General features: G+C 48.9%; 10 protein-coding genes. 3 read left to right on the top strand and 7 right to left on the bottom strand.

What is annotated here, in order from left to right; translation table 11 throughout:
- Positions 1-195: 195 nt before the first annotated feature.
- From ACZ42L_RS04975 to epsC, 7 genes are read right to left on the bottom strand one after another with little or no spacing between them, the layout of a single operon-like run.
- Complete coding sequence (locus ACZ42L_RS04975; RefSeq protein WP_464716800.1) at positions 196-906, bottom strand: metal ABC transporter ATP-binding protein; 711 nt, start codon at positions 904-906, stop codon at positions 196-198.
- Positions 907-909: 3 nt separating this feature from the next.
- The gene (locus ACZ42L_RS04970) at positions 910-2,142 is read right to left on the bottom strand and encodes a metal ABC transporter solute-binding protein, Zn/Mn family (protein WP_464716799.1); all 1,233 of its coding nucleotides are present in this window, start codon (positions 2,140-2,142) and stop codon (positions 910-912) included.
- Positions 2,118-3,056, bottom strand: a complete 939-nt coding sequence (locus tag ACZ42L_RS04965; RefSeq protein WP_464701158.1) for a hypothetical protein — start codon at positions 3,054-3,056, stop codon at positions 2,118-2,120. Before ACZ42L_RS04965 ends, ACZ42L_RS04970 begins: the two co-directional genes overlap by 25 nt.
- 48 nt (positions 3,057-3,104) lie before the next feature.
- Entirely contained in the window at positions 3,105-4,373 is a 1,269-nt protein-coding gene (gene purD, locus ACZ42L_RS04960) for a phosphoribosylamine--glycine ligase (RefSeq protein ID WP_464701156.1), read from the bottom strand.
- Between the two features lie 51 nt (positions 4,374-4,424).
- Positions 4,425-6,605 (bottom strand): S9 family peptidase, encoded by a 2,181-nt coding sequence (locus tag ACZ42L_RS04955; RefSeq protein ID WP_464716798.1) that lies wholly within the window; start codon positions 6,603-6,605, stop codon positions 4,425-4,427.
- Complete coding sequence (locus ACZ42L_RS04950) at positions 6,595-8,058, bottom strand: THUMP domain-containing class I SAM-dependent RNA methyltransferase (RefSeq protein ID WP_464701152.1); 1,464 nt, start codon at positions 8,056-8,058, stop codon at positions 6,595-6,597. The genes ACZ42L_RS04955 and ACZ42L_RS04950 overlap by 11 nt, the downstream gene beginning before the upstream one ends.
- 17 nt (positions 8,059-8,075) lie before the next feature.
- Positions 8,076-8,972, bottom strand: a complete 897-nt coding sequence (gene epsC / locus ACZ42L_RS04945; RefSeq protein WP_464701778.1) for a serine O-acetyltransferase EpsC — start codon at positions 8,970-8,972, stop codon at positions 8,076-8,078.
- A gap of 213 nt (positions 8,973-9,185) precedes the next feature.
- Between epsC and ACZ42L_RS04940 the strand changes: the two genes are divergently transcribed.
- The 3 genes from ACZ42L_RS04940 to ACZ42L_RS04930 all read left to right on the top strand — a co-directional run bounded on the left by ACZ42L_RS04940 (position 9,186) and on the right by ACZ42L_RS04930 (position 12,387).
- The gene (locus tag ACZ42L_RS04940) at positions 9,186-10,454 is read left to right on the top strand and encodes a Gfo/Idh/MocA family protein (protein ID WP_464716797.1); all 1,269 of its coding nucleotides are present in this window, start codon (positions 9,186-9,188) and stop codon (positions 10,452-10,454) included.
- A gap of 292 nt (positions 10,455-10,746) precedes the next feature.
- Positions 10,747-11,508: a GIN domain-containing protein gene (locus ACZ42L_RS04935; protein ID WP_464716796.1), complete on the top strand. Its 762-nt coding sequence runs from the start codon at positions 10,747-10,749 to the stop codon at positions 11,506-11,508.
- A gap of 153 nt (positions 11,509-11,661) precedes the next feature.
- Positions 11,662-12,387 carry a sugar phosphate nucleotidyltransferase gene (locus tag ACZ42L_RS04930; protein ID WP_464716795.1) on the top strand — a complete coding sequence of 242 codons (726 nt, stop codon included), beginning with the start codon at positions 11,662-11,664 and terminating at the stop codon, positions 12,385-12,387.
- Position 12,388 lies beyond the last annotated feature (1 nt).

Here is a 12,388-nt window from a genome sequence, read left to right as displayed (position 1 = left end):
TCACCCCCTGTAGATTGCAAAGGCTTAACAGTAATGCTGCAAGGGCCTGACAGCAACGCTGCAAAGCCCCAACAGCATTGCTGCCGGGGCTTTGCAGTAAATGAAGAGAAAATCTACTCGGTAATAGAACGGGAAAGATGGGCTGCCAAGTGTGGTTGGTAACCCGTTCAGAGTGATGGGGAGTGGGGGGATGCCCTATGGCCTGATAGAGAGAAAATGCTGTTCTATCTTGGTGATAGGGATGTCGGTATGCTCGTGGTAGTGCAAGGTGCGGTTCACGCATGCCACGTGTTTCGCGTTTTCTATGATTTCGGCGATGTCGTGACTTACTACGATGACGGCACAGTCTTCATTGAGACGGTGCAACATCTCATACATCTGTTCCTGGAAACGCTTGTCGATGTAGGTGTTGGGTTCGTCCAGTACCACGACTTCGGGATTGGAAACGACGGCTCTGGCCAGTAAGACACGTTGCAGCTGACCGCCACTGAGTTGGCCGATGTGACGCTTTTCGAGTCCTTTGAGTTCCAGTCGTTCGATGGCACGGCGCACTTGCTGATGCTGCTCAGTGGTATAGGGGCGCAGAAAATGTTTCTGCTTGCTGAGGCCGGACAGTATCACTTCGTAGACCGAGATGGGGAACTTCCTGTCTATCTCATTGTATTGTGGCAGGTAGCCCATGGAAAGCTCGTTTACAATCTTGTCTCCGCGACGGAAGATAATCTCTCCTGCCTGCGGTTTCATCAGGCCTAGTATGACGCGCATCAGTGTGGTCTTGCCACCGCCGTTCGGTCCGATGATGCCCAGGTAGTCGTGGTCGTAGACTTGCAGCGAAACGTCTTCCAGTGCCATGACAGCACCGTAGGCGGCCGAAACGTGCTTGAGTTCAATGATTGGTTGTGCCATGGCTTACTTCAACAGTTTTGCTACTTTTATCATTTCCTTGTCCCAGTGATAGCCGAGCGGATTGATAACGGCCCGTTCTGCTGCCACTCCGTCGCCGACGATGTCCAGATTCCGGTTGGCCATCTCTTTCTGCACAAAGATGACTTTCACCTGTTTCCGGTGGGCCAGCTGAATGACTTGTTGCAGTTGGGCGGCACTCGGTTCGTGTCCCTCTTCCTCCACGGGAATCTGAGTCAGCCCGTAGTCGCGGGCAAAATAGGTGAGAATAGGGTGGTAGATGAGGAAGGCATTCGATTTATCTTGGGTGATGTATCCTCTCACTTCGTTGTCTACCGCGTTGATACGGTCGAGCAGGCTCTCCAGATTCTGCCTGAAGTACAGACTGTCTCGCGAGTCTATTTCTTTCAGTTTGTTGAAAATGTTGACGGCAATGATACGGGCGTTGGCCGCACTCATCCATGTGTGTGGGTCGGCATAGCCGTTGATGGTCTTGACGGGGACTATACCGTCAGATGTATTAACCATAATGGTGTGCGGAGCGTTTGTCGTGAGCTTTTTCATCCATGTGCGCTCGAAACCGATATTGCCGATTTTGAAGAATAAATCACTCTTGGCGAGCTGCATCATCTGCTTGGGTGTAGGCTCGTAGGTTTCCGGGTTGCCCCCTTTGGGTACCATTGTTGTGATTTTGAACTTATCGCCTGCTATCTGTTCTGCGAAATAGCGGAGCGGTTCTATCGACACCATGATGGTGCGCTGATTGTCTGTCTTGCTGCCGGTGCATGCTGTCAGTGAGGTTACCGACAGGATGATGACGACGTATCTTAAAAATTTCCCAATAGTCATACTGATAGTTGAAATAAAAATATTGGCTCTCATAAGTCCTAGTGCGATGGTAATAGCGCTCCCAAGGAAAGGCATGAAGGCGAAGAATCCCATCCAAGCGCCTCGCCCACTCATGAATTTCGTGGCACGGTCCAGTTTCTCCTGACTGACATGGAGGTATTTCTCTATCCAGTCGAGACGGCCCAGTCGCCCGATGCTGTAATTGAATAGGCCACCCATCACATTGCCGATGGTGGCAGATAGTACCAACGGCCACGGATTCAGACCGGCAGCCAGCAGGCCCAGCATGACAGCTTCGCTGCTGAATGGTAGGAAACTGCCGGCCAGAAAGGCTGATAGGAGCATACCCCAGTTGCCCCAGTCTATTAGAAACTCAGTGATGGAAACCATAGATTGATGACTGTTATAACAAGCGCAGCTGCCAGCATGGCATGAAAAGCTATGTTGGTTATCCTGGTACGTGTGAGTGCCAGGAAATGCCCGATGAGTGGTGCTGTGGTGACAATGCAAATGCGCAGCAGCTCCGAATAGTGTTGGGGCTGAAGGAATATAAAGACAAATGCGGCTGCATCTATCACCACAAAGACTTCATAGAACATGCGGGTTCTGATTTTATCATTATAGCTGTGGCGGAAAAAGTGAATAGTTCCGGTGACGGCGAGAATGAGTAAGAAACCGCAAGTAAGCAGTTGGTTGGTTGTAAGTAGCTGGATTTGACCTACGGGCTGGAAGTGGGCAAGTTGTTGGAAATGCAACATCAATGCCACCGGATGCCCCGTCCATACATCATACCCGGCTAGAAACCAGTAAGGGACTGACAGGCCGAGCAGACTGGCGCAGAGGGTTTTCACGCTTCCGGCAAGGATGTTGGTGTAGAGTATCACCCAAAGGATAGGTACGAAATAGAGTATATGGACGAAAAAGATACTGGCAATGCCCCACATGGCAAAGGCATAGAATACCCAGCCTGTGGCCCTGTTGTCTTGGTATCCTCTGAATAGGAACAGTAGGAAGGCAATGATGCACAATTGCAGAATGCTGCCTTCCAGGGATGGAAGCAGAAAGGCTGCCATCGTACATAGGACGAGGAAGGAGCAGGAAACCATGCGACTATAGATGCGGATGAGTGCATAGGCATTGTTAAGTTGTACCATCATCAGGGCAGCCAATGCCAGACATGCTGTTTGTATCCACAACTGATGCTCCATCAACGCATAGACACACACGCCTAGAGCATAGATGCTCGTAATGGGGAGCGTGTATCTGCTAGTCGCAATTCGTCTCTGTAAACTCTTGTTTACCAATCTGCTATACCTTCCTACTTCTGTTTTAAATGAATGACTTTTCCTGGATTACAGGTCGTGACCGATGTCTGTTCTGAAATATTTATCCTTGTACATAATCTTCTGAGCACCTCGGAAACTTTTCTGCAAGGCTTCTTCCTTGTCCTTCCCATAACTGCTGACGGCTATGACACGACCGCCATTGGTAACGACTTTGCCATCTTTGAGGGCCGTTCCGGCGTGGAAGACAATGGACTCTTCCACTTCTTCAATGCCTGAAATGGGATAACCTTTGGCATATTGTTGCGGATAGCCACCGCTGACAAGCATGACACAGACGGCAGAACGGTCGTCGAACTCAATCTGATGTTGGTCAAGATTGCCCTCGGCAACGCCTTCAAATAGGTCGACGATGTCGCTCTTGAGGCGCAGCATGACGCTCTCGGTCTCCGGATCGCCCATGCGACAGTTGTATTCTATCACCATTGGCTCGCCTTCTACATTGATAAGGCCGAAGAATATGAAACCCTTGTAGTCGATACCTTCGGCAGCCAGGCCTTCGACGGTGGGACGGATGATGCGGTCTTCGACCTTTTTCATCCACTCCTTGTTGGCGAATGGAACGGGCGAAACACTGCCCATACCGCCTGTATTCAGGCCGGTGTCGTGTTCGCCGATGCGCTTATAGTCTTTGGCTTCGGGTAGTATCTTGTAGTTTTTGCCGTCTGTCAAGACGAAAACAGAACATTCGATACCGCTGAGAAACTCTTCTATGACTACGGAAGCACTGGCATCGCCGAACATTCCACCCAGCATATCGCGCAGTTCTTGCTGGGCTTCTTCGAGTGTGGGGAGTATCAAGACTCCCTTGCCGGCACAAAGTCCGTCGGCTTTGAGTACGTATGGTGCTTTCAGTGTTTCAAGAAACTTTACCCCTTCTTCTATGTTAGTACCGTTAAAGGTGCGATATTGCGCGGTCGGGATATTGTGTCGCATCATGAAACCCTTGGCAAAATCCTTGCTGCCTTCAAGTACTGCCCCTGCCTTGGAAGGACCGATAACGGGGATGTGAGCCGTCCGTGCATCTTGTTTCAGATTGTCATAGATGCCTTTTACCAATGGATCTTCTGGCCCAACGACTATCATGTGAATATCATTCTGCAACGAAAACTCTTTGATGGCATCGAAATCGTCGGCTTTGAGATTTACGTTTGTACCGCAGTTGGCCGTTCCGGCATTGCCCGGAGCAATATATAATTGGTCTACTTTGCTGCTTTGTGCAATCTTCCAAGCCAAGGCATGCTCGCGCCCTCCGCTTCCTAATAATAGTATATTCATCGTCGTTGTGTAGTTTAAAGGGTTATATAGATTCTTGCATCAATATGCTTGTTATTTGTTTGCGGGCAGATAGTCAAAGAAGTATTGGCTGATACGCTCGTGCAGATGTGTACTTTGATGTCCGCGCATGTTGTGTGGTTCACCTGGATACATAAAGTAATCGGGCTGAGTACCATCCAATATGCACTGGTGGATGAATGCCTTGGCGTGTTGTGGAACTACTACGGGGTCGTTCTCTCCAATGATTATCTGTAATTTCCCTTTGAGATTCTTAGCCTGTTTGATTAAGCTTGTCTTGGCATATCCTTCCGGATTGCTCTGTGGAGTGTCCATATAGCGCTCGCCATACATAACTTCGTACCATTTCCAGTCGATAACCGGACCACCGGCAACGCCCACCTTGAATACATCGGGATAGTTGGTCATGAGCGAAGTGGTCATAAATCCGCCGAAACTCCAGCCATGTATGCCTATCTTGTCGGCATCCACGTAAGGCAATGTCTTCAGATAGGCAATGCCTTGCATTTGGTCTTTCATCTCTTCTTGACCGAGCTGGCGGAATGTTGCCTGCTCGAAAGCTTTGCCGCGGTTTTCACTTCCGCGATTGTCGAGGATGAAAAGCAGGTATCCATTCTGTGCCATAAAGGTCTCCCAGCCACGACTTGCGTAGTTCCAGCGGGCATCAACGTTGTGCGCATGAGGTCCTCCGTAGACGTAGATGATGGTGGGATACTTCTTGTTTGGGTCAAAGTGGGTTGGTTTCACCATTCTGTAATAGAGGTCGGTCGTGCCGTCTGTGGCCTTCAGTGAGCCACAGCTGTATTCCGGAACTTCGTAGCCTTTCCACGGATTGGCTGCGGTGAAGTAGCGAATCTGCTTTCCGTTCTCTGTATTCGTGATGTCGATATTGCGTGGTACAGTAGGTTCGGAATAGTTATCAAGGACGTATTGTCCACTATTGCTGATACTTGCGTTGTGCCAGCCGGTCCCATTGTCCATCAAAGCCCGTTTCCCAGTCTCGATGTCTATCATCCATGTGTTCTTTTGGATGGGCTTACACTCGTTGCTTGAAATGATGACTGCACGGCGTTTGGTGTTGAATCCGAGTATATCCATCACCACCCAGTTTCCTTGGGTGATTTGCTTGAGCTGCGTACCGTCACTGCTGAACAGGTAGAGATGATTGTAGCCGTCCTTCTGACTTTGCATGATGAACTTCGAATGATCCCATGGTAAGAATACTATGGGGTTCTGAGGCTCCACGTATTTGTTGTCTGTCTCACGATAGAGTTCGGCGATTTTGTCACCGGTAGTGGCATTGTAGCTTACCAAGCGGCAATCGTTCTGGTCTCTATTGAGTTCGAACATGTAGATTATCTTGGAATCCGGACTCCACGATATGTTTGTGAAATAGCGGTCGGTAGGGTCGCCAGCTTTCAGATAGACGGTACGTCCGCTCTGCAAGTCGTACACGCCGACAGTTACTTTGTGCGAAGTCTCACCTGCCATAGGGTATCTTAGCGGAGCTGGAGTGGCCATGCGTGATTGCCCGTCTGTAGGTTTCCAATTATTTTCAGGAATGTCAACGAGAGGATATGCAGCCACCATGCTCTGATCCATGCGATAGAATGCCAATTTATTACCGTCGTTGCTCCAGTATGTTCCCTTTGATATACCGAACTCATCGCGGTGTACGCTCTGCCCATAGACAATGTCATTGCTGCCGTCATGGGTCAGTTGTATCGTGCGATTGCCCTGCTGTACATAGAGTTGATGGTCTTTTACATACGCTGTGGCCTTGCTGGTTGCATGCCAGTCAGCATGTTCCTGTCCACTAAAAGACTGCGCCCAGACTGTCGTTTTTTTCCGAAAATCATAGAGTACACGGCTTTTTGAGTTTCTCAATAAGACCACAGGCTTGTCGCTATAGGGAAACCCTGCATAGTACAGACTATGTATTTTCCCCAAGCTGTCGGCTACGGTTTTGTTTACGTCTGATAGGTTAAAGAGTATCTTTTCCTTACCATTCTTCACGTCTACGGTGCGACATGCGTCTGCATCGAGTCTCACCAACTGGTCGCCCCACCACGTCATATAACGGTTTTGGGCCACCATATTATAATAGTTCTTACCTCCGAAGTTCAAATCTTCAAGGCTAAAGTGTTTCAGTTGTGCTTGACTCGTGGTCGTCGCTGCCATAAATAGAATGGTAAGTAAGCTCTTAATCTTCATCGTTATCAATTCTTTTGCGCTTTTTGTCAAATCCAGTGTGGCGGTCGGCTTTGCCGAATCCACCCTTAAATTCCTTTTTCCCGAACGAAGGCTTGCGGTCGTTGGTGAAGCGTTTGCGTGGACGTGCGTCATCTTCATCGGCACGGCGAGGCTCACGACGCTCCAAAGAATGGAACTTGAAGGAACGAATATCGGCAGCTTCATTTTCTTCCTCTTCGTCCAGGCGTTTCTTGAATTCACGGTTTTTCTTGAAGCGATGCTTCTCTGCCATCTCAGCCTTCTCTTTGTCAGTCTTCACGATACCTCCTTCTGACCGGAATTCTCTCATCCTGCCATCGAACATAGCGTACTTGCGGAATTCGCATTCAAGGCTTCCATTGTATACCGGTATCTTGATAGAAGGTTTCAGGCCAATCTGGTCGAAACACTCTTCGCGATAGCTTAATACCCACGCCTCGTTGCCTGTAAACTGATGCTTGAGTCGCTCGCCAATCATCTTGTATGTGCCTAACAGGTTAGGTGTGGAGATGCGCTCGCCGTATGGAGGGTTCATCACCATGATAGCAGGATTCTCTGGCTTGGTGAAATTCTTGAAATCCTGCTGTTCTATGGTTACATTCTTGGTGAGTCCGGCAGCCCGAACATTCAGTCGTGCCGTGTTGACCGCCTTCATGTCTACGTCGTAACCATAAATGTGGTGTGTGAATTCACGCTCCTGTGAGTCGTCATTGTATATCTCATCGAACAATTGCTGGTCGAAGTCGGGCCATTTTTCGAAAGCATATTCCTTGCGGAATACACCCGGACTGATGTTGCGGGCAATCAAGGCAGCCTCGACTGCAATCGTTCCCGACCCGCACATCGGGTCGATAAGGTCGGTTTCGCCTTTCCATCCGGTCATCAATATCATGCCGGCTGCCAGTACTTCGTTAAGCGGTGCTTCTACCGACTCTTGGCGATAGCCGCGGCGGTGCAGGCTTTCTCCGCTGGAGTCGAGCGACAGTGTTGCCTTGTCTTCGGCCACATGGATATTCAGCCTGATATCCGGATTGCTCACACTGATGTTGGGGCGATTGCCGGTTTTCTCACGGAATTGGTCTACAATGGCGTCTTTCACCTTGTAAGTTACGAAACGTGAGTTTCTGAATTCTTCTGAATAGACTACGGAATCTACCGAGAAAGTCTTACCTTCTTCTATATAGTTGCTCCAGTCTATCTTCTTTACTTCCTCATACATGTCGTCAGCCGACTTTGCCTTGAAATGTGCAATAGGTTTCAAGATGCGAATAGCTGTGTGCAATTGGAAGTTCGCACGATACATCATTTCTTTGTCGCCGGTAAACGAAACCATACGCCGGCCAATCTGTACATTGTTTGCTCCCAGTTGGGTTAGCTCTTGTGCCAAGACTGTTTCCAGTCCCATAAAAGTCTTGGCAATGAGTTCAAATTCCATTGTTTAAATTGCTATGTTTAATTTTTCTTATATTTCTTCGTCTGCGGTTCCATGTCTTCTGTCACCCACACGTTTGCTCCGATGATACAACCGTCGCCGATTGTGATACGGCCCAAGACGGTGGCGTTGGCATAGACAATCACGTTGTCTTCGAGGATAGGGTGGCGTGGGATGCCCTTGATGGGATTCCCGTTCTCATCGAGTGGGAAACTCTTGGCACCTAGTGTCACACCCTGATAGATTTTCACGTTGTTTCCGATGATACAGGTAGCGCCGATAACCACACCCGTACCGTGGTCTATGGTAAAGTATTGACCGATAGTAGCTTCCGGATGAATGTCGATACCTGTCTCGGAATGCGCCATTTCGGTCATCATTCGGGGTATCAGTGGCACGTTCAACTTGTATAATTCGTGGGCCACGCGATAGTTTGTCAGTGCTTTTATCACCGGATAACAGGATATAATCTCTGCATAATTGTCGGCAGCAGGGTCTCCATTGAAGGCTGCAATGACGTCTGTGCTTAGCGTTTGCCTGATTTCCGGCAGCTTGGCTATCAGCTTCATGGTCAAATCCTCAGCAGTCTGGCGGAGCTTGTCCATCGCATGTTCATCCTCCTGCTTATCACAATCGGCGAAACATAGACCGGCCAAAATCTGGTCGGACAATAGTTTGTAAAGGCGTTCGACGTTAACCCCGATATGAAATTTAATGGTATTGGTGTTTACAGACGATTTCCCATAATAGCCGGGAAACAGAATTGCGCGTGCCAAATCTATAATTTCCTCAAGCACCTTGCCTGAGGGAATAGGGTCGCCGTCGCGATGTTGGTGAAACAAACCTTTCAGTGAGCGTGGCTCGGACAGCTCTTCTACTGTTTGTGCCAACACTCGCGTTAGATGTTCATGACTCATTCCGATATTGATGTATCAATAATTTGGGAACAAAGATAATCATTTTTGTACTTAAAAAGTGTATGATGAAGCTATTTTTTGCATGATGAAATCATGATTTTTATCAACTTTAAGCCAATATAAACATTTACTTGGCTCTATATATTTGCCGGAAGCGTCTGTCGGATTCTTATTTTTCTATATCTTTGCAGCATATAATCAACATTTGAAAAGATGAAGATGAATTTCCAACCTCTTTCGACTCCTGTACCCAATCGAAAGAGTGGACAGCGCGATGTATTGCAGCTGGCCACAGAACCATTGGATAAAGTGCGCATCGGTTTTGTGGGATTGGGCTATCGTGGGCAGTCGGCTGTCAATCGGTGGCAGCACATCGATGGAGTCGAAGTCGTGGCCTTGTGCGATACCGACATTGACTTTGTCAACCGGTGTGCCTCTACGGTGCGTCATGGGGATGTGAGTCTGTTTTCCGGACCGGATGGATATACCCGACTGTGTGCATTGCCCCATCTTGACATCGTATATATATGTACCGATTGGCAGAGCCATGCAGAGATAGCACTCTGTGCCATGGAGCATGGCAAGCATGTGGCCATAGAAGTGCCTGCGGCCTTGTCGCTGGCCGAAATCTGGCAATTAGTCGACAAGGCTGAGACTTCTCGGCGACATTGTATGATGCTGGAGAATTCCGTCTATGATTATTTTGAATCGGCGGTGTTGCAGCTGCACCGTTGCGGAGCATTTGGGAATATCGTGCATGTAGAAGGAGGCTATGCACATACGATGATCGACCAGTGGACTCCCTGGCGCATGGAATACAACCGTACGCACCGTGGCGATGTCTATCCCACTCACGGATTAGGACCGCTCTGTCAGTTGTTGGACATTCATCGTGCCGACCGTCTCGATTATTTGGTAGCGATGCAGAGCGATGCCTATACAGGCAATACTGCCTATCAGGACATCATGGGTAAACCGTGCGAGGATTTTTCGAATGGCGATGAGACGACGACGCTTATCCGGACACTGCGGGGGAAGACCATCACGCTTACGCATAATGTGATGAATCCCCGTCCTTATAGTCGGGGCTACAAGGTTGTCGGCACGCAAGGATATGCCTCGAAGTATCCTCAACCGCAGTTGCTGTTGGCAGCAGAGGGTCTTCGCAAGTTGCGATTGCCGCCTGAACAGGCCAATCAAGTGTTGGCGGACGATGCGGCGGAGGCTCTGCTGAGCGCGTATTATCCTACCTATTTCAGTGAGCAGCAAGCCTTGGCTCACGAGTTGGATCCACGTGGTGGCATGTCGTTTTTTATGGATTACCGGTTGGCCTATTGCCTACATCACGGTCTGCCACTGGATATGGATGTCTACGATATGGCCGAATGGTGCTGCGTAAGCGAGCTTTCGGCTCTCTCCATTGCGCATGGAGCTGCCCCGGTATGTGTTCCTGATTTCACGCGAGGAGCTGCGTCGGTGTAGTGTAATTTCTCTTTGGCAGCGATGTCTCGGGCCGTATGCCACACCATTTTTGCATCTATTGCTTTTCAATGTGCAGTAAGTCAAATTACTGCAAAGGCTTTGCAGTGTCGCTGCCTAGGCTTTGCAGCAGCTCTGTTCGGGCTTTGCAGCATTGCTGCCACGGCCTTGCAGTTTTTTAAGGCTGTGCAGTGCTGAGTACGTAATGGTTGTTTTCATCTTTTTATCTCGTCTTGCAACTTTCTTTTATGGGGGTGCGTCAAATATTCAGAATCACTCAAATACTCAGATAAAGATGAAGAAAATATTGTTATTGGCTTTGATAGTTGCCTTCGGGTTAGGCGCAGTGGGATGCCGCTCGTATAGTGGTAGCAGCTCGGAAGAGCAAATAGGTCGGCGGGTTCGGGTTCGTCCTTTCGAGCAGATAGAGACCCGTTTGTTGGGGACTGTGATTTATCAGCAGGCAGATACTTTCGGGCTGAAACTCGAAGGCGATAAGAAAATGGTAGACGGTGTGCAGGTGTCGTACGAAGGAAATCGTATCGTCTTGACCCAGAAGAATAACGTGAATCTCTTTTCTTTTGGCAGTCGTCGCAGTGGTAAACTTACTCTCTACATCTCGTCTCCCGACCTGATAGGAGCAGACTTGGTGGGGGCAGGCTCTTTCGAAGTGCGGGGGAAGCTCGATACCGATACGTTGCGATTGGTATTGCGGGGGGCCGGAGATATGAATATACCCTACGTTGTGTGCGATTATCTGAATGCCGAACTGCGCGGTGCAGGCGATATGACTTTCGGTCATGTAGAGACTGTCGGCAGCGATGTGCAGGTTCGGGGCGTAGGCGATATTGATATTCGTCTGAAAAATGCGGCCCGCGCCCGTTTCGGTGTACATGGTACAGGCGATATAGATGCCAACCTGGAGCGTTGCGGCATGGTGGATTGCGAGTTGGTAGGCGTGGGTGACATTACCCTGAAAGGTGGTGCCAGACAGCTGAAGCAGTCGCTTCGTGGTACTGGTGATATTGATGTGTCTGGTTTGCTGATAGGGAAATAGGGCATAATAAAGGAAAAATGGAATGTACGTTATGCGCACTTGTCTTGTAGGTGTGCATAACGTATGTCGTGAAAAACAAAAATGTGCTAAAAAGTTTTTGCCTTTTAGCGAATATGCGTAACTTTGTTGCTGTTTAATATATAGACAGTTTTAATGGATTATGCAATTATTGCAGCCGGCGAAGGTTCTCGTCTGGCCCAAGAGGGAGTAGAAGCGCCGAAGCCTCTAGTACGGATTCAGGATGAACATTTGATAGATAGGCTGATAAGAATCTTTATGGCTAATGATGCTGAAAGGATTTTTGTCATCTGTAACAGCAAAATGTCCGACGTAAGTCTGCATTTGGTCGATTTGCAGCGAGACGGCTTGAACGGGCGTCCGATACCCTTGAATTTTCTGGTAAAGTCTACACCGAGTTCGATGCACAGCTTCTTTGAACTGAGCCGGCATCTTGTCAACGACCCGTTTGTACTGACGACGGTAGATACTATTTTCCGTGAGGAGGAGTTTGCCGATTATATCCAAGCTTTCAAGAGGACGGTTGAGACCGGTGGTGATGGCTTGATGGGGGTGACAGACTATATTGATGACGAGAAACCGCTATATGTAGGCACGGACGAAGACATGAACGTCACGGGATTCTATGACGAGTCTTTCGAGGGGTGTCGATATATATCCGGGGGCATCTATGGGCTGACGGGGAGTGCCATTGATACACTTACCGACTGTATGGAGCGTGGAGAGAGCCGCATGCGTAACTTTCAGCGCGGACTGGTAAGGGATGGACGGAGACTGAAGGCGTTTGCCTTTTCCAAGGTAATGGATGTTGATCATGCGTCGGATATCGTAAAAGCGGAGGCGTTTTTGTCTAATCAATAAC

The organism is Prevotella mikamonis (assembly GCF_055381405.1).
Note: the sequence above shows the minus strand (reverse complement) of the source record. Positions and strands in the feature narration are given on the sequence as shown.

Coding starts and splice junctions, on each gene's coding strand:
- ACZ42L_RS04955 (WP_464716798.1), bottom strand. CDS start 6,605: ATGAAGATTAAGAGCTTACTTACCATTCTATTTATGGCAGCGACGACC.
- ACZ42L_RS04975 (WP_464716800.1), bottom strand. CDS start 906: ATGGCACAACCAATCATTGAACTCAAGCACGTTTCGGCCGCCTACGGT.
- ACZ42L_RS04950 (WP_464701152.1), bottom strand. CDS start 8,058: ATGGAATTTGAACTCATTGCCAAGACTTTTATGGGACTGGAAACAGTC.
- epsC (WP_464701778.1), bottom strand. CDS start 8,972: ATGAGTCATGAACATCTAACGCGAGTGTTGGCACAAACAGTAGAAGAG.
- purD (WP_464701156.1), bottom strand. CDS start 4,373: ATGAATATACTATTATTAGGAAGCGGAGGGCGCGAGCATGCCTTGGCT.
- ACZ42L_RS04935 (WP_464716796.1), top strand. CDS start 10,747: ATGAAGAAAATATTGTTATTGGCTTTGATAGTTGCCTTCGGGTTAGGC.
- ACZ42L_RS04970 (WP_464716799.1), bottom strand. CDS start 2,142: ATGGTTTCCATCACTGAGTTTCTAATAGACTGGGGCAACTGGGGTATG.
- ACZ42L_RS04930 (WP_464716795.1), top strand. CDS start 11,662: ATGGATTATGCAATTATTGCAGCCGGCGAAGGTTCTCGTCTGGCCCAA.
- ACZ42L_RS04940 (WP_464716797.1), top strand. CDS start 9,186: ATGAAGATGAATTTCCAACCTCTTTCGACTCCTGTACCCAATCGAAAG.